The 18,378-nt window shown below is 64.4% G+C and carries 19 protein-coding genes, 1 tRNA gene and 1 pseudogene; 7 read left to right on the top strand and 14 right to left on the bottom strand.

Annotated elements, in window-relative coordinates:
• Positions 1 to 74 precede the first annotated feature (74 nt).
• Positions 75 to 1,586 carry a cryptochrome/photolyase family protein gene (locus ACVIN2_RS37760; RefSeq protein ID WP_456769483.1) on the top strand — a complete coding sequence of 504 codons (1,512 nt, stop codon included), beginning with the start codon at positions 75 to 77 and terminating at the stop codon, positions 1,584 to 1,586.
• A 66-nt stretch (positions 1,587 to 1,652) separates the two neighbouring features.
• Positions 1,653 to 1,961, top strand: coding sequence for a histone (locus ACVIN2_RS37755; RefSeq protein WP_456769482.1), 309 nt, complete (start codon positions 1,653 to 1,655; stop codon positions 1,959 to 1,961).
• A 54-nt stretch (positions 1,962 to 2,015) separates the two neighbouring features.
• Here the strand turns inward: ACVIN2_RS37755 and ACVIN2_RS37750 are convergent, their stop codons facing one another.
• From ACVIN2_RS37750 to ACVIN2_RS37740, 3 genes are all read right to left on the bottom strand, one after another.
• Positions 2,016 to 2,759, bottom strand: a complete 744-nt coding sequence (locus tag ACVIN2_RS37750) for a hypothetical protein (protein WP_456769481.1) — start codon at positions 2,757 to 2,759, stop codon at positions 2,016 to 2,018.
• A 97-nt stretch (positions 2,760 to 2,856) separates the two neighbouring features.
• Entirely contained in the window at positions 2,857 to 3,729 is an 873-nt protein-coding gene (locus ACVIN2_RS37745) for a DMT family transporter (protein ID WP_456769480.1), read from the bottom strand.
• A 101-nt stretch (positions 3,730 to 3,830) separates the two neighbouring features.
• Positions 3,831 to 4,277 carry a hypothetical protein gene (locus tag ACVIN2_RS37740; protein ID WP_456769479.1) on the bottom strand — a complete coding sequence of 149 codons (447 nt, stop codon included), beginning with the start codon at positions 4,275 to 4,277 and terminating at the stop codon, positions 3,831 to 3,833.
• Between the two features lie 289 nt (positions 4,278 to 4,566).
• On the opposite strand from ACVIN2_RS37740, the gene ACVIN2_RS37735 reads away from it, so the two are divergent.
• Positions 4,567 to 4,830, top strand: coding sequence for a hypothetical protein (locus ACVIN2_RS37735; RefSeq protein WP_027567447.1), 264 nt, complete (start codon positions 4,567 to 4,569; stop codon positions 4,828 to 4,830).
• Positions 4,831 to 4,856: 26 nt separating this feature from the next.
• Here the strand turns inward: ACVIN2_RS37735 and ACVIN2_RS37730 are convergent, their stop codons facing one another.
• On the bottom strand, positions 4,857 to 5,318 hold the full coding sequence (locus tag ACVIN2_RS37730; protein WP_456769478.1) for a host attachment protein: 462 nt from the start codon (positions 5,316 to 5,318) through the stop codon (positions 4,857 to 4,859).
• A gap of 313 nt (positions 5,319 to 5,631) precedes the next feature.
• Here ACVIN2_RS37730 and ACVIN2_RS37725 point away from each other — a divergent pair, with 313 nt between their 5' ends.
• Both ACVIN2_RS37725 and ACVIN2_RS37720 read left to right on the top strand, forming a co-directional pair.
• Positions 5,632 to 5,904 carry a hypothetical protein gene (locus tag ACVIN2_RS37725; RefSeq protein WP_456769477.1) on the top strand — a complete coding sequence of 91 codons (273 nt, stop codon included), beginning with the start codon at positions 5,632 to 5,634 and terminating at the stop codon, positions 5,902 to 5,904.
• Positions 5,905 to 6,341: 437 nt separating this feature from the next.
• The gene (locus ACVIN2_RS37720; protein WP_456769476.1) at positions 6,342 to 7,307 is read left to right on the top strand and encodes a helix-turn-helix domain-containing protein; all 966 of its coding nucleotides are present in this window, start codon (positions 6,342 to 6,344) and stop codon (positions 7,305 to 7,307) included.
• Between the two features lie 61 nt (positions 7,308 to 7,368).
• On the opposite strand, the gene ACVIN2_RS37715 is transcribed toward ACVIN2_RS37720, so the two are convergent.
• The 3 genes from ACVIN2_RS37715 to ACVIN2_RS37705 form a co-directional block, all read right to left on the bottom strand.
• Positions 7,369 to 7,445, bottom strand: a tRNA-Arg gene (locus ACVIN2_RS37715).
• A 152-nt stretch (positions 7,446 to 7,597) separates the two neighbouring features.
• Positions 7,598 to 8,146: a hypothetical protein gene (locus ACVIN2_RS37710; protein ID WP_456769475.1), complete on the bottom strand. Its 549-nt coding sequence runs from the start codon at positions 8,144 to 8,146 to the stop codon at positions 7,598 to 7,600.
• Positions 8,147 to 8,306: 160 nt separating this feature from the next.
• Positions 8,307 to 8,876, bottom strand: a complete 570-nt coding sequence (locus ACVIN2_RS37705; protein WP_456769474.1) for a hypothetical protein — start codon at positions 8,874 to 8,876, stop codon at positions 8,307 to 8,309.
• Between the two features lie 179 nt (positions 8,877 to 9,055).
• Here ACVIN2_RS37705 and ACVIN2_RS37700 point away from each other — a divergent pair, with 179 nt between their 5' ends.
• Positions 9,056 to 9,439, top strand: coding sequence for a VOC family protein (locus ACVIN2_RS37700; protein WP_007603095.1), 384 nt, complete (start codon positions 9,056 to 9,058; stop codon positions 9,437 to 9,439).
• Positions 9,440 to 9,488: 49 nt separating this feature from the next.
• Here the strand turns inward: ACVIN2_RS37700 and ACVIN2_RS37695 are convergent, their stop codons facing one another.
• The gene (locus ACVIN2_RS37695; RefSeq protein ID WP_456769473.1) at positions 9,489 to 9,986 is read right to left on the bottom strand and encodes a hypothetical protein; all 498 of its coding nucleotides are present in this window, start codon (positions 9,984 to 9,986) and stop codon (positions 9,489 to 9,491) included.
• Positions 9,987 to 10,243: 257 nt separating this feature from the next.
• Between ACVIN2_RS37695 and ACVIN2_RS37690 the strand changes: the two are divergent.
• A pseudogene (locus ACVIN2_RS37690) lies at positions 10,244 to 10,595 on the top strand (GrlR family regulatory protein).
• Positions 10,596 to 10,696: 101 nt separating this feature from the next.
• Here ACVIN2_RS37690 and ACVIN2_RS37685 read toward each other — a convergent pair.
• The 6 genes from ACVIN2_RS37685 to ACVIN2_RS37660 all read right to left on the bottom strand — a co-directional run bounded on the left by ACVIN2_RS37685 (position 10,697) and on the right by ACVIN2_RS37660 (position 18,195).
• Entirely contained in the window at positions 10,697 to 13,384 is a 2,688-nt protein-coding gene (locus tag ACVIN2_RS37685) for a PAS domain S-box protein (protein WP_456769472.1), read from the bottom strand.
• Positions 13,385 to 13,498: 114 nt separating this feature from the next.
• Positions 13,499 to 14,413 carry a DMT family transporter gene (locus ACVIN2_RS37680; RefSeq protein WP_456769471.1) on the bottom strand — a complete coding sequence of 305 codons (915 nt, stop codon included), beginning with the start codon at positions 14,411 to 14,413 and terminating at the stop codon, positions 13,499 to 13,501.
• 80 nt (positions 14,414 to 14,493) lie between these two features.
• Positions 14,494 to 15,291, bottom strand: coding sequence for an NUDIX hydrolase (locus ACVIN2_RS37675; protein ID WP_456769470.1), 798 nt, complete (start codon positions 15,289 to 15,291; stop codon positions 14,494 to 14,496).
• Between the two features lie 4 nt (positions 15,292 to 15,295).
• Positions 15,296 to 16,249, bottom strand: coding sequence for a dihydrodipicolinate synthase family protein (locus ACVIN2_RS37670; RefSeq protein WP_456769469.1), 954 nt, complete (start codon positions 16,247 to 16,249; stop codon positions 15,296 to 15,298).
• A gap of 28 nt (positions 16,250 to 16,277) precedes the next feature.
• Positions 16,278 to 17,156 carry an SDR family oxidoreductase gene (locus ACVIN2_RS37665; protein WP_018455294.1) on the bottom strand — a complete coding sequence of 293 codons (879 nt, stop codon included), beginning with the start codon at positions 17,154 to 17,156 and terminating at the stop codon, positions 16,278 to 16,280.
• A gap of 178 nt (positions 17,157 to 17,334) precedes the next feature.
• Positions 17,335 to 18,195, bottom strand: coding sequence for a MaoC/PaaZ C-terminal domain-containing protein (locus tag ACVIN2_RS37660; protein WP_456769468.1), 861 nt, complete (start codon positions 18,193 to 18,195; stop codon positions 17,335 to 17,337).
• Positions 18,196 to 18,378 lie beyond the last annotated feature (183 nt).

Here is an 18,378-nt window from a genome sequence, read left to right as displayed (position 1 = left end):
TGGAATGACTCCTGTAATTCCTGCATATTCGTGCAATCGGCTTACGGCCGCATTAACGCGGTTCCCATCGCGGCATGCTTTCCAAATCGTTAACGAGGACACCCCTGACCACGCCCAGAACGACGCCAAGGACCACGCCAAGCGCTCCGCCCATCATCGTCTGGTTTCGCGATGACCTCCGCCTGTCCGACCACCCCGCCCTCCACGCTGCCGCCAAGAACGCTGCGGAGACCGGCGCGCCGGTGATATGCCTCTATGTGCTGGACGAGGCGGCCGGGCGAGCGCCGGGCGCCGCGGCGCGCTGGTGGCTGGCGCAGTCGCTGCGGGCGCTCGGCGCCGACATTGCCACGCGCGGCGGATCGCTGATCCTGCGCAAGGGGTCGGCGGCCAGGGTGATCGCGGAGGTGGCGCGTGAGAGCGGAGCGCGTTCGGTCTACTGGAACGGGATCGCACAGGCGCCGCATCAGGCGATCGAGCGGCAGCTCGAAGCGGCACTGGCAAAGAGCGGCGTGGACTCGCAAAGTTTCCCGGGCGACTTGCTCGTTCCGCCTGCGGCAATCCGCAACAAGGAAGGCCGCGGCTTGCGCGTGTTCACGCCGTTTTGGCGGCGCGTGCTGGCGCTCGGCGATCCGCCGAAGCCCCTGCCGGTACCGAAGGAGCTGCGTCCTGCGCCGACGGTCGCCAGCGAGGCGCTGGAGACCTGGAAGCTCGAGCCGGGCAAGCCCGATTGGGCCGGCGGCCTGCGCGAGACATGGATGCCCGGCGAAGCCTCCGCCCGCACCCGCCTGCGCGACTTCCTCAAGCACAGCGCACAAGGCTATGTCGGCGATCGCGACCGCCCGGAACGCGAGGGCACCTCACATTTGTCACCGCATTTGAGGTTCGGCGAGCTCAGCCCGCGCCAAGTCTGGCACGCCGCGCGATTCGCCGCGGCGGAAAATCCCGCGATCGGATCCGGCATCGACAAGTTCCTGAGCGAGCTCGGCTGGCGTGAGTTCTGCCGGCACCTGCTGCACGACCATCCCAACCTCGCCACCGAAAACCTGCAAGCGAACTTCGATGGCTTTCCATGGAAGCCCGACGTCAAGGCGCTCGCAGCCTGGCAGCGCGGGCGCACCGGCTATCCCATCGTCGACGCCGGCCTCCGCGAGCTCTGGCACACCGGCGTGATGCACAACCGGGTGCGAATGGTGGTCGCCTCGTTCCTGGTCAAGCACCTCCTGATCGACTGGCGCGACGGCGAGAGCTGGTTCTGGGACACACTGGTCGATGCGGATGCCGGCAGCAATCCCGCCAACTGGCAGTGGGTGGCCGGCTGCGGCGCCGACGCGGCGCCCTATTTCCGCGTGTTCAATCCGGTGCTCCAGGGCGAGAAGTTCGACCCGGATGGAGCCTATGTGCGGCGCTGGGTGCCCGAGCTAAAGGACGTGCCGGCCAAGTTGATCCACAAGCCCTGGGAGGCCACGCCGATCGAGCTTGCGAGCGCCGGCGTCACGCTCGGCAAGAGCTATCCGCAGCCGATCGTCGATCATGCCAAGGGACGAGAGCGCGCGCTCGCCGCCTACGCCAAGATCCGCAAAGGTTGAGCGTTGCTTTGACACAATTATGAAACGCGCTATCGTCATCGCTCCATGCAAACCGTGGGGGACACTATGGACGACGACAAGCCGATCACCGAACAGGCGATGGACACGATCACCACCGCCGTGGAAGCGACCAAGGACGCCGCTGTCACTGCGGTGAAGAAGGTCAGGAAAGCCGCCAAGAAGGTCGCGAAGAAAGTAGCGCCGAAGAAGGCTTCCAAGAAGAAAGCCAAGAAGGCTGCGAAGAAAACTTCGAAGAAGGCCGCCAAGAAGACTTCGAAGAAAGCTGCAAAGAAGTCGTCGAAGAAGGCGGCCAAGAAGACCGCAAAGAAGGCGACGAAGAAAGCTGCCAAGTCGAAAAAGAAGGCCAAGCGCTGATCGGAACGCCGAGATCTCCGGGGGCGGACGCGCCCGGAGACCTCCAGCGATGCCCTACCCCCGCCGCTTGGCTGCGCGCCGGCCCGGGTGATGCTCGCCCTGCGGATCGCGAAATTCGCTGCGATGGCCGCGCCGGTCCTCGGCGTCGAAGCGCCGCCGTTTCTCGGCCGAGCCGAACGCCTTGATCACCTTCCTGCCGTTGACCTTCTTGATGACGTAGCCGCCCTCGGTCATCGAGAACGGCTCTTTCAGCGTTCCCTTGTGGTCGAACTTGGTGCCCGGGCGGTGCTTGAACGGTTCGAACCAGGACGGATAGACGAAGTTCGACATCTCAAAGCCGGCCACGAAGAAGGTGTCCTCTTCCACGGCGTCGCAGACCTCATAGGCATATTGGGTGTTCCGGTTTTGGTCGGCCCAGAGATTGGCCATGGGATCGAGCACCATCTCGAACAGCTCGTGCGAGGCCGCCACGCTGACCGGCTCGTCGCCCAGCGCCTTGACGAAGATCTTTGAGATCGGCTGGCGGCGATGCGTCAGCTCATGGCGGCCGAGCATGTTCTTGTGGGAGGCCTCGTCAAAATAGACCAGCTGCCACTCGCCCGGCTTCGGCTTTTCGCTGACATAGAGGTCGACCGGATAGCCCCACACCGGCAGGAAGTGCTTGTCGTAGCATTTCTGGAGCGCCGCTGTGAGCCTGGCCATCTTGCGGCCGCTGATCGTCGGCTCCGCGTAGTTGATGCAGGCAATCCGGACCGGCTTCAAGGACCTGCCAAGCAATGCGCGTCTCGCCTTTTTCATGGAAATCACCTGTGAAAGGGCCACTGAAATGCGCCGACCCTAGCACGATCTTGCCGCGCACGTCAGGGATGTATTCCGGCGGCCCGGCTCGCCGGTCCTAGAAGCGCCGGTTGACCACGAACACCGCGGCCGCGCACATCACCATGCCGGCGATCGCCAGCGCATCGAGCTTTTCTCCAAACAGCAGATAAGCCATCAGCGCCGTCACGGCGGGCACCAGATAGAACAGGCTTGCAACAGACGTGGCGGCGGCATGGCGGATCAGCCAGTACAGCAGCCCGATCGACCCGATCGAGAGGGCCACGGCGAGCCAGGCCAGCGCGAGCATGAACTCGCGCGTCCAGTGCACCACGCGGTCCTCGAACAGGAAGGCGCCGATCGCGAAGAAGATCGTGACGGACACGTACTGCACGAGATTGCCGGCGCGCCAGTCGATGTGGTTGCAGTAGCGGCGCTGATAGAGCGTGCCGAGCGTGATGCTGATCAGCGAGACCACGGAGGCGAGCCAGCCGAGCCCGGCTTCGCCGGTCATGGGACGGCCGTGCAGGATCAGCACGACGCCGCCGAGGCCAAGGACGAGCCCCGCCCATTGCACCGGCGTCACCTTCTCCCCGAGCCAGCGGTTGGCGATGGTCGAGGTCAGGATCGGCTGAAGGCCCGGAATGAGCGCGGAGAGCCCGGCCGGAATCGAGTGTGCGATCGCGATTGCGGTGCCGCCGAGATAGAAGCCATGGACGAGTATGCCCGCGACCGCGCTGTGCGCGATGCCGATACGGTCCGGCCATTTCGGTCGCGCAATCGCGACGATGATCGCCATCAGACCGACCACGAACGCCATGCGGATGGCGAGGTAGGTCAAGGGATCGGCATTGTTGACGACGTATTTGGTGCCGATGAAGCCCGTGCTCCAGAGCAGGACGAACAGGATCGGCGCGGCGCGGGCGGTCAGGGTTTCTTGATTATGGTTCATTGCCGCCTCATTGCCCCACCGGGGGCCAATGCGGCAATGCGAATTTCGGCCAATGTCGTCCGGGCGATGTTGCGCTGCGACGGACCGGGCGGCTCAGCTGCTCACCATTCGTCCGGACAGGGATCAATGATCTTCCAGAGCTCGACGCCGTTCTTGATCTTTTTCATGTCGGTGGTGAGCCCGCCATTGCGGCGGATCCAGTCCTTCACCGTGTCGGGGTAATAGGCCATCAGGTCGGACGTCCCCTCCGCGCTGGTGACCTTAATGCCGAAGGTGAAGGCCTTGTCGTAGTAGGCTTGGTGGAAGCCGAGGCTGGCGCGCGGCGTCACGCAGATCTTGTTCATCGGCACGATGCCGAGCACCAGGGTGCAGGCCGAGTTGCAGATGCCGTCGATGATGACGCGCTCGCCCTTCTCGCGGACGCGCTTGTACTTGGCCTTGTACTCCTCGACATAGCCGCCGTGGTCGCGGGTAATGTGCAGCTCGGCCCGCGCCGGCATGGCGGCGACGACCGAGAGCAACAGCAGGCTCAGAAGCGTGATGCGCATGGCGAGGTGACGGCGAAAGCCTTCAGGAATGGACCGGCCTATGGACCCCAAGAAGCCGGCAACAGGAGTCTTGAGCTAATTCTCTTTGGTCACACTTGTGTGGGGAATTCGTTAAGCATCTCGAAAAGGCCAAAAATGGGCAAGTCCGGACCACAGAACCGGCAATTCTGTCACACCCACCCGGGAATCTGCGGGATTGGCCCCGATTTCCGGGCTGCAGACGGGTGTTCCGGCCGCCCGAACTGGCTATAAACGGCTGACCTATTCGTGCGGGTTCCGGAGATTCGAGATGAGCAAGTTGAAGCTTGTAGCCGCGATTGCTGCCCTGTCGGCCGCAATCCTTGCCCCTGGCCTCGCGGAGGCACGGGGACATCACCGGTACCACCGCTATACCACGAACCCGCTGCCCTACCCGATCAGCTATCTCCACAATTACGGGCCCGGCATGACTCCCGGGACGTTCGCCTTTTACGACGGCCCGTCGACCAACCATTGCTACCAGAGCGCAGCCGCCTATGTCGGCCAGGACCGCCGCCGGCACCCCTGCTACTGAGTGGCGCAGGCGCGTCCCGGGGGCCGCTAATTGGCGGCGCCCGACAGCAGCAATTGCTTCTCGATTTCGTAGACTGGCAGTTTGACGAGGTCCTTGCCGACCTCGCCCTGGAGTGCCTTGCGCACCACATCCGAATAGTCGGCGCGGATCATCCCAAGCGCACGCGGCGAGGCTACCATGGTCAAGGCCGAGGTCTCGCCTGAGCTGACGGCGGCATCGAGCCGTCCGGCCAGGCTGCGCAGGAAGGCGCGCTCGGCCTCGTCGTGCCAATCAGTCTGCTCCACCGAGCTGCGCGCGGTGCCGGCCGCGCCATGGAGCCTGCCCGGCGCGTCGCTCCCTTGCGCGCTGGTCGACGGATTAGGCTGCTCGTGCACCTCCCTGGTGTGGAGGTTCGGAAACATCTCGTCGCCGAGGTTTTCCAGAATGAGCGCCTTGCGCCCGTCGCACACGACCAGCCAGTCACCCTTTTCGATTCTCATTTTGTCCATTTGCACAGCTCCAAAGCGACCTCGCGAGCCTGCTCTTCGAATTGCTCGAAAGGCTGGCCACAAGGCTAGCTTAGGGACGAAGCCGCGTCGGAGAATTGCGCGGGATCAAGGATGGCGGCGATGTCCTGCGGGGCGCAAACGCAAGCACAGCATTAGTCAAGAGCGCGAACCTGGGATAGTCTGGCGGAGCTAAAGGTCAGGCCTGCGGCGGGCTGGCTGAAGACCTGTTCATCAGCATTACATTTCGCCCCCGCCACAATTTGATCAGAACAAACTTCGATATCCCTGTATTGCGTAAGCGGAGAAAGACATCATGAAGCTTAGAATTGGCCTCGTCGCCGCGTCCCTGCTGGGTGCGTTGGTCGCATCACCGGCGGCGTTCGCCATGCCCATCGCGCCTGCTCCTGCGACGCCGCAGGTTTCCGACGTCGAGCAGGTCCGCATGGTCTGTGACGCCTGGGGACGCTGTTTCTGGCGCCCGAACTACTATGGATACTACGCGCCGCGGCCCTACTACGGTCCCCGGTATGCACCGCGCTTTTATGGCGGGCCTCGCTATTACGGACCACGCTATCGCCGCTGGTGATTCTAAAGGGGCCCTCCGGGGCCCCTTCGCTTTTGCGAGATCAAGGATGTTGGTCTGGAGTCATTCCAAAACTGATCTAGATCAAAGACGAAATCCGCCACGCCGTCATTCTCCGATGATGGTCGATTTGATCGTTTTTCGATGTCCCCAGACGGGCATGAATGTGCAGACACATTTGGAGAAGCAACAGAGACAGGAGGCACAGAGCTTTGCCTCCTTCGCCTGTCCCGCCTGCACGCGGCTGCATTTCATCGATCTCGCCTCCGGCCAGCCGATGACTCGAGACCGTTGACGACGACATCGATCCGCCGGCTTGATGCCATGATGTCCGCAATACTACGGCCCGGAATCCGGTTTACTGAAGCGCGATGTTTCGCCATTGATGGCGATGTACTGACGTTCATTTGATTGTCACATTGCGACAGCCGGCCACACGTATGTTGTTCGACGCCCTCGCCCCTTCCTCGGCGCTTCAATTGATCGGCTTTGCCGACGTCGATGCGTTTCGGCCGATCGAGTCGATGGAGGATGCGAGAAGCATTCCGCTCGACGTCCGGAATTTCGCGGCGGCTCGCGCTATCGTCTCCCTGCCCGGCTGCCGCATCGTCATGATGCGCTCGTTCGCGCGCATCCTCGACGGCGCCTATCGGATGCCGGGCGGGATGGTGATCCTGCCCATGACGGACGACCTTCAGGTCAATTCCAAGGGCATGGATCTGGACGCGCGTTTCTTCATCGCGCTCCGCGGCAGCGATGAATGCCATTTCGTCGAGCGCCGGACCAATCATCATGCGATGATCATCTTCTCACCCGGCATGAGCGACCGGGGCTGGTTCGATCGGGCGGACGATTTGCGAGCCTATGGCGCGAACCGCCCCGCTTTGCTCCACATACGGCAGCTCCTGCTCGACATTCTGCGAACCGCGTCGGTGCAGCCGGCCCTGTTCGAAACGACCGAGGTCGCCGCCCATCTCCAGGAAGGCCTGCTGCTCGCGCTCGACGATCTGTTTCGTATCGATTCGCTCTCGGACCGGAGTGCCTCCGTCCGGGGCGAGCGGTCGATCAAACTTGTGCAACGGATCGACGATTACGTCGCAGCACATCCGACTGCTCCGATCTATACCGCCGATCTCGCCGGCGAGTTTGGCGTCTCGATCCGGACGCTCGGCGGCGCCGTCAGCAAAGTGCGTGGCATGAGCCTGCACCAGTACATTCGCCTGAAAAAATTGTGGGAGACCCGGTCTCGCCTTCTCAAGGGCAGCGGCGCCACCGTCGCCACATGCGCGCGCGCCCAAGGCTTTCACCATTTGGGAGAGTTTTCCGCAGCTTACCGCGCGATCTTCCACGAAGCGCCGTCCGACACGCTGGCACGAGGCCGGCAAGCCGGTCCGACGGCTAGCTGACGGGGGCAGGCCGCTGCGGCGGTCGTTGTTGTCAGCGCCCTCTTCGGAACATTTCCGGAATTGGCGCGCTCGGAGAGATTCGAACTCCCGACCCTCGGAATCGAAATCCGATGCTCTATCCAGCTGAGCTACGAGCGCCCTGGCCCAGACGATGGGCCGCAACCGAGACGCCCCCGATCGCTGCTGGCGGGCCAGCAGGCCGGACGACGTTCGGATGGGTTCGAATTAGCAGAGAGGCCGTCCAATAAAAAGCCCTTCCCGCCCCAATTCGAGCCGGGTCAGACCCGCCCTCACCAGGTGCTGTTGAAGAAGCCGAAATGCGGCTGCTGCGCCATCACCATCATCGGGCGACCCTGCTGCGGCACCGGATGCGTTCTGGCGACCTTGCGCTTGGGCTGCTGCGCCGAGATCTGGGAGGATTGGGTCTGAGCGGGCTGGGCCTGCAGAATCTGGGCTTGCACCTGAATCTGCGTCCTGGCTTCGGTCTTCTTGACCGCAGCGGTATCGGCCTTCGCAGCCGGCGTGAATTGGGCGAACGTCTCGCGGACCCGCGCCTTGGCTGATATCTCGGCCAAAGCGGGTGACATGCCCTCCACGGGCGGCTGGGGAGCCGCGACGGCGGCGACCTTCACCGCAGGGGCGGCAAGCGTCGGCTGACTGGTGTCGAGTACGACACGCTCCGGCAGGTGGCGATCGGACCGGATCCGAATCAACGGCTGTTCGTTGCTTGCGGTTGCGATAGCCTGCGTCACAGGCGAAGTCGGCAGAACGTAGTTCGCCGCGAACAGCAGTGCGAGCAAAGCTCCACCGACAAAGAAGAAATACCGAAAGATGGGCATTGGCCACGCTCCGCCCGCCGCATCCCCGCGTGGGCTCTCCGCCTTAACAGGCGATCATTTAATTGGTTCCTGGCCCAGCCGTTCGGTTCAAATGGCGACGCCAAGTTTTTCGGCCAAGCCCCCAGGACAGTAACTTTTCCGCTACCCGGCACTGCCGGCCTTATGTCCGATGTGCTGCCACAAGCGAGCACTTTGCCTGATCGGCATTCACGTTGACGAAGCCGACAGGAATGCGCGCAAAAGTCTTGCGGCTCTTCATGCTGACCGGATCCGCCAGAACGCGGGCGCGGTCGGTGAGATGACTGCCATCGCGCCGCGCAAAAGCGCAGACGATCTCGACATCCTTTACGGCATAGTCGTTGTCGTTGCGCAGCGTGAGCGTCACCAGCGCCTTCGAGCCAAGGCCGCCGCGGCGCCAGGTCTGAGATGAAATCCTGATCCGGCCGAGTTCTGCCATTGTCGGAATCGAAGCTTCGGAAGGCGGCGACACGGCGGTCGCATCGGCCGAAGGCGCCGTCTCCACCGCTGCCACGTCAGATCTCACCGGTTCGGCGCTGTTGCCTTTGGCAAGAGGGAGCAGCATCCAGATGCCGCAACCGACGATGATGGCCGCCAACAGCCACAGCAGGCCTCGCCCAAATGAAACGCTCGCGATCGTCACCGCCCTCGCCAGTCGCTCGCCGGTTCCGGCGAGACGCCCTATCCCGATGCGGTCAAACCCAGCGCTCATGGTTGCCTCACCGATCGCGGCGGAAGCACGTTCGACAACGGATTCGGCCACTGCTTACCTTAATCCGGAAGGCGAACTAAGGTTCCCGCGCAGCTGCCGAGTCGGCAAGAGCGGTGGCGGTCACGGGCCGAGGCCGCTAACATGCGCTGCAACATCAAGATCCGTCGGGAGAACACGAAATGCCAGTCGTCACTTGGGATCACGTCCATCTGCGCAGCCCCGATCCGGAGGCCACGGCGGCCTGGCTGCGGGACATCCTCGGTGGCGAGATCGTGCAAGCGCCCGGACGGATCGACGTGAATCTCGGCGGCGCAAGGATCTTCATTGCGCCACTCGAGGGCGACAATGCGGTCAACCCGCCGCCGCCGCACCCGCATCAAGGCCTCGACCATTTCGGTCTCACGGTGAAGGACATCGACGCCGTCGCCGCCGAGATCAAGGCCAAGGGCGTCACCTTCACGCGCGAGCCGACCACGATCCGCCCCGGCGTGCGCATCTGCTTCATCCGCGGCCCCGAAGGCATCTCCATCGAGCTGCTCGAGCGCGACAAGAAATACACCTGACACGGCACGCGCCGCATTGGTTCGCCGGGCGACGTGCCGCCCGGCGTGCCTAAGTCATGCTGCCGGGCATGAAGCAGCGGACGGCGACGCCCATGTAGCCGTAGATCGGCCAGACCATGGTGCGCCCCACCCGGTTCGGCTCCGAGATCACGGCCTCCTCGGGCACGTCGACCCAGACGAGCTCCTGCGGTCGGCCGTCGATCACGTAGCCATAACGCGGGACGCGGACCCGATAGTGCCCGTCCTTGCTGTCCCAGTCGGTGTCCGAGAGCGCCGAGCCGTCGGCATCGGAGCAACAAGGCCCCTTGCCGCTTCGCAGTCCGTCGAACCAGGCCTTCAATTCGGCATTGGTGTTGACGAACTGGCCGCGGTCGCGCGCGTGGCCGAAGGGGGCCGCGAGTGCGATCAGGGCCAGGACGCATGCGAGGCTCGCCACGGTTCGCCAGCGTGCTGCGCCGCCGATCCGCCGTTGTCGTGTTTCGCAAATCGTGGGACGCACACTGTACAGACGCGGCTTCTCGCCGCCGGAATCGATCCAGTTGCTCACGTTTGTCTTGCTCCAGCACCCCGCGGCCAGTGCAACAATGGTTATGCATTTCGCGGGCCAACTTGATTCGCAACGACTGGCCTCGCTTCATGATCAGACCGTCATGGCGGTGTCACAGACAAGCCGGGACAACTACGGCTCACGGGCAGGCTCGCAAGGTCGGCGGCCAAACTGCCGCGTTGCGTGGGCGCATGCGCTTTGGCATAAATGCCCTACCGGTTACGCCATTGGGCGATGGCGGCCGGCCTCGGGACGTTATGAAGAACGGCCTCTATTCGATTCACGTGAACCTGCTCGATGGTCGGGTCGGCAAGGGCAGCGGCGTGATTCTGTTTCGCGACGGCAAGATTCTTGGCGGCGATGCCTACCTCTATTACACCGGCAGCTACACGGTGAAGGACAACACCTTCAAGGGCGAGGTGCTGGTCCAGCGTCACACCTCGCCGCGGGGGTGACGACAATCCGCTGTTCGGCGGCCCTGCCGCGGTCGGCATCGGCCTCAGCGGCACCTTCACGGAAACGCGCGGCGACATGACGGGCACCGCACTGGTTGGAAAGGCCAGCCAGATTTTCGGCGCGACGCTGCACAAGCTCGCAGAGGCCGACTAGAGCTTCGGTTCTGATTGAATCAGAACTGAAGCTCTCAATTGTTGTTTCGACGCATTTTCTTCACGCGAAGCCGGCATCCACTTCGCTCGAAAACGCGTGAGCTATTCCGCGGCCTGCTCGAGCGGCGCCACGCGCGGCAGGATGATCTGGATACGTGTGCCGCTGCCCGGTTCGGAATCCAGATCGAGCCGTCCGCCAAGCCTGTTCGTGACGATGCTGTAGACGATGTGCAGCCCGAGACCGGTGCCGCCCTGGTCGCGCCGCGTCGTGAAGAACGGATCGAAGGCACGGCGGCGGACATCGAGCGACATGCCGCAGCCATTGTCGGAGAAGATGATCTCGACATTGTCCTTGCCGGACTCGCGCACCTGGATGTCGATGGTCCCCGGGCGGCCGTCCGGAAAGGCGTGCGCCACCGCGTTGAGAAACAGATTGGTCAGCACCTGGCCGTACGGTCCGGGATAGCTGTTCATGGTCAGATCAGGCTGGCACTCGACATTGAGCGTGAGATTGTGTTTGCGAAGGCCCGGCCGCAGACTCATCACCACCTGCTCGGTGAGGTCACCGAGATCAAAGCTGCGCTGGTCCGAATAGTTGCGGTCGGCGGCGACCTGCTTGAACGACTGGATCAGCTCGGCGGCGCGATTGAGATTGGAGACGAGCTGCGAGGACGCATCGCGACTGGTGTGGAGAAAGTCGTTGAGCGCAGAGCGGCGCAGCTCGCCACGCTCGACCTCGGCGGTGAACATCGCGGTCTTGCGTTCCAGTGCGGAGGCGACCGTGAGGCTGATGCCGACAGGATTGTTGACTTCGTGCGCGACGCCGGCGACGAGGCGTCCGAGCGCCGCCAGCTTCTCCGCCTCGATCAGCGAGGCCTGGGTCTCGCGCAGATTACGCAGCGCGGTCTCGGCGGATTCCTTGGCTTTCCGCATCTCCTGCTCGCCGCGCTTGCGCTCGCCGATGTCGAGCGCCACGGTGACGATCCGCTCGATCTCGCCTTCGGCATCGAGCAGCGGCAGCTTGTTGACGAGCCATTGCCGCATGTGGCCGGACGAATCAATGTACTCCTCTTCGTAGAAGCCGAGACCTTTTCGCAGCGTCAGCACGCGCTTGTCGCTCTCGTCGGACTTGGCCGCGCCGTAGCGCGACATCAGGTCGGCCGTGGTGCGGCCGAGCGCATCGCCGGGCTCGATGCCGAAGATGCCGGCCATGTAGCGGTTCATCAGCACGTAGCGCAGGTCGCGGTCCTTGACGTTGATGACCGCGGGCACGGTGTCGATGACCTGCTGGAGCAGGCGCCGCCCTTCGGCGATGGCGTCTTCCGCCCGCTTCTGGTCGGTGATGTCGCGCAGCGTGCCCTCGTAGCGGACGATGTTGCCCGCCTCGTCGCGGACGCCGGTGGCACTGTCGGACAGCCACAGGATGTCGCCGCCGCGCTGGCGCACCTGGTATTCGAACTCGCGCACCATGCCGTCGCGGGCCATCAGCCGCTGATATTCGACGCGCGCCTCGGGATTGAGATAGATGGTGTGGGCGATGTCGTTGATGCTGTCGATCAGCTGCTGCGGACTGTCATAGCCCATCATCCGCGCCAGCGCCGGATTGGCGTTGAGGAGGTCGCCGGCCGGCGTCGTGACATAGATGCCGTCGACCGAGCCCTCGAACAGTTTCCGATAGCTCTCTTCGGCGAGGCGCTGCTCGGTCAATGCGCGCACCGCCGCCTCGCGTGCCGTGTCGGCCTCCTCCAGCGCGCGGCGGAACACTTCGGCTGCGCGTGCGATATCGCCGATCTCATTGTCGAGGTCGGCGGACGGGATCGAGGTGTTCTTCTCGCCGGCTGCGAGCGCGCGGATCGATCGCGCGATCTGGGCGAGCGGACGGACTGTCCGCCGCACCACGAAGCCAGCCGCGAGAATGCCGATCAGTACGCCGATGGTGCCAAGCACGATGCTCTGCCAACGCGCCTCCGTCAGCGTGCGGGCAAAGTCGCGCGACAGCACGTGACCGCGCCGGGCACTGACCTCGCGCAGCAATTCGGTGACGCGGCCAATCAGCCGGCCCTCGGTTCCCAGCACCTCGCGATCGATATCGGCGATCTGCCGTTCACGGACCGCGACCGCGATGATCGCCTCGGCGTAATTGTTGACGGCCGATCTGAGATTGGGATCGGCGACGCCCATCGCCCGCATGCTTTGCGCCGCCTGCTCGGCCGCGGACGGGTTGCGCGCAAGCAAACCGAGCGCGATCCGGCTCTGCGCTTCCGACAGGCGGGACGCCAGCTCTCGGTCCCCGGTGCCGGAGACAGCCGCGTCGAACTGGTCGCGGAGCGGCGGCAGGCCGGCAAGCAGCTCGGCGCGGCGGTCGATCAAGGTCGAGATCCGCTCCAGGCCGCTGCGATAGGTCGCAAGCCGCTCGCTGACCCCGTCGATCATGTCCTGCTGCTCGGGCACGAGCTCGATGCGGGTCTTCTTCAGGATGTCACTGAGCGTCGAGGCCGCCTCGCCCACCTGCTTGAACTGGATGCCGGCGCCGGGATCGGTGACGAAGTCGCGCGCGGCGAGCCGCAGCTCGTTCATACGGCGGTCGATGTCCTCGGCGAGGTCGCCGACGCTCTGGAGCCGCTGCAGCTCGGCAAAGGTCGTGTCGATGTGCCGGATCGCGATCACGCTCGCGGTCGAGGTGACGATGATCACCGCCAGCACCAGAAGGAAGCTGCCGAACGTGAGCTGGCCGATGGAGAGCGAGAATGTTCGCTTTTTCTCAGGGGTCGGCGTCAATTCGGCGGACATTGGTGATGTGAGGACCGGGCTATTGGAGCTCCAATATACGACGTATTGCGGTCCCGGGGGAACATGCGTCTGGTCGCCGAATATCCTTAATATCTGCCCTCCTTGGCTCCGGTTTTATGACGTTTTGACGCCGGCCGGCCGCCGGGACGGGATGGTCATGGCGGCGACGCCGAGGACGACGCAGGCAAGCCCGATCCAGGCGGTCCGGCTCAGGCTCTCGCCGAGGAAGGCGACGCTGATGGCAACCCCGATCGGCACGCGGAGATAGGCCTGCGCGGTGGTGCCGACCGAGCCCAGGGTCTGGATCAGGCGGAAATAGATCACGAAGGCCGCGGCGGTCGAGAAGGTCGCCAGCGCGAGCAGCGCCAGCACGGAACTCAGCGAGGGCGACAGTGTCCAGGGCTGCTCGACGATGAGCGAGGCCGGGATCAGCGCCGCCGCCCCCGCCAGCAGCGAGCCGGCCGCGGGCGCCATGGGATCGAGGCCCTTGAAGCCGCGACCGAAGATCGCGGCGCAGGCGTAGCAGATGGTGGCGGCAACGATGGCGGCCTCCGCGACGAGGCCGCTTCCGACATCATGGACGGCATCGACGCCGACGATCAGCAGGATGCCGGCCATGCCGGCAACCACGCCGACCAGCTTGCGCGGTGTCGTCGCCTCGTGACGCGTCACGACCGCCGTGAGCAGGAAGGTGAAGATCGGGCCTGCCGAGTTGAGGATGGTCGCAAGCGCGGCATCGACGTGGCGCTCACCCCAGGCGATCAATGTCCAGGGGATCACGCTGTTGAGCACGGCCTGGAATGCGAAGCGTTGCCAGGTCGCGGCATCATTCGGCATCCTGATGCCGCGCGCCCACATGATCGCGAGCAGCAGCAGGCCCGCAATCGTGGTGCGCGCCGCGATCAGCGTGATCGGCGGAATGGTGGCGACGCCGAGCTTGATGAAGGTGTAGGAGCCGCCCCAGAGCGTTGCGAGTGCGAGCAGCAGCGCCAGCTCGACGGCGACGTTGTTGTCCTGCCGGTTGTCCATGTCGCGCGCCTCGTCCTGTTGTCAGGGACGGAACCTAGCGCGTCTACCCTCGCCGATACTTCGTTGTGTGTCGAAGTGTCCTAGCCGACCGCCCCGACCTCGAACACTTCGCCGTCATAGCCGGCCTCGCGGGGAATGCGGAGCTGACGGCCGGTTTCGGTCTTGGTCATGACAGGCATCACCGTCACGACGGACATGCCGCGGGCGTGCTCCAGCGCGGCACTCACGCTCGACTGCTTGGCGAGCCGGATCAGATTGCGCGTGGTCGGGAACGGCAGCTTGAAGCGGCCGTTCTCGCCGCCCTCCACCGCCTCGCGCGGTGAGACCCAGATCGAATCGGTGGATTCCCGGCCGTCATGCGCGCCGAGCTGGTCGGGCGGTGCCGCCGCAAGGAAGAACCAGGTATCGAAACGTTTTGGCATGCCCTCGGGCGTGATCCAGTGCGCGTAAGGTACCAGCGTATCGAGCGCGAGCTGGAGGCCGTTATCGGCCAGAATGCTCAGGAAGCTGATCTTGTGCTCGTTGAGCGCGACGCGATGCGCACCGGCGATCTCGCCGGCGCGCCTGGCATCAACAGGCGTGCCCGAATCCCTCGACCGCGCCAGCAGGATGCCGCTTTCCTCAAAGGTCTCGCGGATCGCAGCGATCCGAAAACCGCGGTCCGCTTCGCTCAAGCCCTCGCCGCCCGAATACAGATCGGAGCGGGCGACGATCTCCTGATCGCCGGCATCGACGCTGCCGCCGGGAAACACCAGCGCGCCCGAGTTGAACTCGATCTGATGATGGCGCACCATCATGAAGACTTCGATTTCCTTTGCGGCGCCGTCGCGCAGCAGAAGGATCGTCGACGCAGGGCGTGATGCTGATGCCTCGGCCATTCAACTAACCTGCGGCGCTGGATTGCGGGCCGAGATTGGCGCGCTTGTCGACGCGGGCCACGCGCGACAGCAGGTACTCGACCTCCGCCTTCGCCGTCGGCGTGATGGTGGCGCCGGGCTTGCGCTGGGCGCTGGAGGCGATGATGCCGCGCTTCTGCAGCACGTATTTGCGCACGGCAAGGCCAGCGCCGGGCTGCTGCTCGTAGCGGATCAGCGGCAGATGCGCGTCGAACAGATCGTGGGCGGCGTCGCGCTTGCCTTCCTTCGAAAGTCGCACGACGTCGATCAGAAGCTCGGGGAAGGCATAGCCGGTCATGGCGCCGTCGGCGCCGCGCTCCATCTCGAAGTCCAGAAAGAGCCCGCCATTGCCGCAGAGGATCGAGAGCGGCCGCAGCGAGCCGTCCTTCTGGAAGTTGCGCAGCGTCGAGATCTTCTCCAGCCCCGGCCAGTCCTCGTGCTTGAGCATCACGCAGTTCGGATTGTCGGTGACGATCTTGCGGATCACGGCGGGAGTGAACACCACCGACAAGGTCAGCGGATAGTCCTGGAGCACCCAGGGTACGTCGGGGCCAATCGCCTCGGCCGCTTGCTTGTAATAGCCGATAATCTGGTCGTCGGTCCGCAACGACGGCGGCGGTGCGATCATCACACCGGCCGCGCCTGCCTCCATGGATGCCTTCGCCAGCGAGCGCATGGTGGCGAAACCGGGCGCGGAGACGCCGACGATCACCTGCATTGTCTTGGCGCGCTTGACGAAGCGTACCGCCACCTGCTCGGCCTCGGCGGCATCGAGCTTCGGCGCCTCGCCAAGAATGCCGAGCACCGTGACGCCGTCGCAGCCGACCTCCTCGTAGAAATCGGTCAGGCGGTCGATCGAGCGCTCGTCGATCCGGCCGTCGTCGTGGAACGGCGTCGGCGCGATTGCGAAGGTGCCCTTGGCGTCGGCGGTGAGTTTCATCGTTGTCCTTGTTTCTCTCTGTCGATGGCTAAAACCGCCGCGCTCCCATCTTGATCTGCTCTTCGGAGAAGAAGATCTCCTTGGCATGATCGGCGATGTCCTGGGCCTTCCAGCCCGTGTGCGGCGGCTTCCAGCCGTCCATTTCCATCATCCGCATCTCGCGCACGCCGCGGGGCCCGGACACGCCCAGCACCTTGCCGGTCTGGTCGCCGGACAAGTCGCTGACCATGTATAGCACGGCCGGCGCGATGCCGTCCGGCCCCAGCGCCGCACCGGGGTTCTCCTTATAGCGGGGCAGGTCTGCGGTCATGCGGGTCAGCGCGCCCGGCGCAAGCGTCCAGATCCGGATGTTGTATTTGCGGCCCTCGATCGCCAGCACGTTGGACAGGCCCCAGATGCCGCCCTTGGCCGCGCCGTAATTGCTCTGGCCGAAATTGCCGATCAGGCCCGAGGTCGAGGAGGTGTTGACGATGACGCCGCCGCCATTTTCCCGCATCCAGCGAAACACCGGCATGGTGCAACAAAAGGTGCCCTTCAGGTGCACCTTGATGACCTTGTCCCAGTCCGACTCGCTAGCCTTGGCGAAGGTCTGGTCGCGCAGAATGCCGGCATTGTTGACGAGGATGTCGGCGCGGCCGAAATGCTTGATGGCGTCGTCGAACACCGACTGGCCGCCTTCCATGGTGGAGATGTCGGCGCCGTTGGCGACCGCCTTGCCGCCTTCGGCCTTGATCGCATCCACCACGAGCTGCGCCATCGATGTGTCGGCGCCGGAGCCGTCACGGGGGCCGCCGAGGTCGTTGACGACGACGGACGCCCCTTCCCGCGCGAACAGCTTTGCGTAGGCCTCACCAAGCCCCCCGCCCGCGCCGGTGATCAGCGCAACCTTGCCATCGAGTAGTCCCATGGTGGCGTCTCCCTGTTTTGTTTTTTACTCGCCCCGCTTGCGGGGAGAGGTCGGATCGCCCTTGCGATCCGGATGAGGGGTACAGGTCCCTATACCGTCTCGGCTCGTGGTGAGAGCCCCTCACCCCACCCTCTCCCCGCAAGTGCGGGGCGAGGGAGACCACGGCCGTCGCGCGTTGCTAACCCAGCACCGTCTTGCCGTTCTTGATCACGGTGACGCCGCGCGACTTCACCTTGGCCTCGAACGAGATCGTGTTGCCGTCCTTCCAGAGGTCCATGGTCACGGTCTCGCCGGGATAGACCGGCGAGGAAAACCGCGCGACGTGCTGGCGGAAGGCCGAGGCGTCGTAGTCGGCATAGGTCTGCAGTACGCCGCGGCAGGTGATGCCGTAGGTGCACATGCCGTGCAGGATCGGACGCGGAAAGCCGGCTTTCTTCGCGAACTCGGGATCGGAGTGCAGCGGGTTGCGGTCGCCGCAGAGACGATAGACCAGCGCCTGGTCGGGGCGCGTGACGATGTCGATGGTCGTGTCGGGTGCGCGCGAAGGGATCTTGTGGGGATCCGGCTGGGTCAGGTTCGGCCCGCCAAAGCCGCCATCGCCGCGGGCGAAGCGGGAGGCGACCAGTGTTGCCAGCTTCTCGCCCTTCTCGTTCTTGAGCACGGTCTGGTGGCTGATGACGACGCCCTTGTCCTTGCCCTTGTCGTAGACTTCGACAACGGAGGAATCGGCGGTGATGTGCGCAGCCACCGGCAGCGGCTGGTGGAAGGTGATGTCGCGCTCGCCGTCGACCACCATCACCCGGTTGAGGTTCATCTCGCCCGGACCCGCGCCCCACGCCGCGACGGAGGCGAAGGTCGGCACCACCTTGAGCGGCCGCGGCGTCAACGTGCCCTCGTTGACGAAAGCGAGCTCGTTCTCGTCCATCGGATCGGCGCCGAGGCCGATACCGTAGGCGTAGAGCATCACTTCGCGATCGGTGTAGGAATATTTCTGGCCGAGGTTTTTGAGGCCTTTGAGTTCGTCGTATCTGGCGGACATTTTTGTTGTTTCCTCCCGGCAGTTTCAGCGGATGGCGGCGCCCATTGATGCGCCCTCTCCCCTTGCGGGAGAGGGCTACAAGGTGCTCGCAATGCACTCGTTTGGGTGAGGGGTTCGCTCCGCATCGAACAATCTCTCTGCGGAGCGATACCCCTCATCCGGCGCTTCGCGCCACCTTCCCCC

Source organism: Bradyrhizobium sp. USDA 3650 (assembly GCF_054057395.1).
The sequence above is the reverse complement of the archived record's forward strand: the minus strand, read 5'-3'. Positions and strand labels throughout refer to the sequence as shown.

Coding starts and splice junctions, on each gene's coding strand:
- ACVIN2_RS37750 (WP_456769481.1), bottom strand. CDS start 2,759: ATGAAAAAGGCGAGACGCGCATTGCTTGGCAGGTCCTTGAAGCCGGTC.
- ACVIN2_RS37720 (WP_456769476.1), top strand. CDS start 6,342: ATGTTGTTCGACGCCCTCGCCCCTTCCTCGGCGCTTCAATTGATCGGC.
- ACVIN2_RS37745 (WP_456769480.1), bottom strand. CDS start 3,729: ATGAACCATAATCAAGAAACCCTGACCGCCCGCGCCGCGCCGATCCTG.
- ACVIN2_RS37710 (WP_456769475.1), bottom strand. CDS start 8,146: ATGCCCATCTTTCGGTATTTCTTCTTTGTCGGTGGAGCTTTGCTCGCA.
- ACVIN2_RS37660 (WP_456769468.1), bottom strand. CDS start 18,195: ATGTCCGCCAGATACGACGAACTCAAAGGCCTCAAAAACCTCGGCCAG.
- ACVIN2_RS37730 (WP_456769478.1), bottom strand. CDS start 5,318: ATGGACAAAATGAGAATCGAAAAGGGTGACTGGCTGGTCGTGTGCGAC.
- ACVIN2_RS37680 (WP_456769471.1), bottom strand. CDS start 14,413: ATGGACAACCGGCAGGACAACAACGTCGCCGTCGAGCTGGCGCTGCTG.
- ACVIN2_RS37665 (WP_018455294.1), bottom strand. CDS start 17,156: ATGGGACTACTCGATGGCAAGGTTGCGCTGATCACCGGCGCGGGCGGG.
- ACVIN2_RS37700 (WP_007603095.1), top strand. CDS start 9,056: ATGCCAGTCGTCACTTGGGATCACGTCCATCTGCGCAGCCCCGATCCG.
- ACVIN2_RS37735 (WP_027567447.1), top strand. CDS start 4,567: ATGAGCAAGTTGAAGCTTGTAGCCGCGATTGCTGCCCTGTCGGCCGCA.
- ACVIN2_RS37685 (WP_456769472.1), bottom strand. CDS start 13,384: ATGTCCGCCGAATTGACGCCGACCCCTGAGAAAAAGCGAACATTCTCG.
- ACVIN2_RS37705 (WP_456769474.1), bottom strand. CDS start 8,876: ATGAGCGCTGGGTTTGACCGCATCGGGATAGGGCGTCTCGCCGGAACC.
- ACVIN2_RS37725 (WP_456769477.1), top strand. CDS start 5,632: ATGAAGCTTAGAATTGGCCTCGTCGCCGCGTCCCTGCTGGGTGCGTTG.
- ACVIN2_RS37740 (WP_456769479.1), bottom strand. CDS start 4,277: ATGCGCATCACGCTTCTGAGCCTGCTGTTGCTCTCGGTCGTCGCCGCC.
- ACVIN2_RS37755 (WP_456769482.1), top strand. CDS start 1,653: ATGGACGACGACAAGCCGATCACCGAACAGGCGATGGACACGATCACC.
- ACVIN2_RS37670 (WP_456769469.1), bottom strand. CDS start 16,249: ATGAAACTCACCGCCGACGCCAAGGGCACCTTCGCAATCGCGCCGACG.
- ACVIN2_RS37760 (WP_456769483.1), top strand. CDS start 75: ATGCTTTCCAAATCGTTAACGAGGACACCCCTGACCACGCCCAGAACG.
- ACVIN2_RS37675 (WP_456769470.1), bottom strand. CDS start 15,291: ATGGCCGAGGCATCAGCATCACGCCCTGCGTCGACGATCCTTCTGCTG.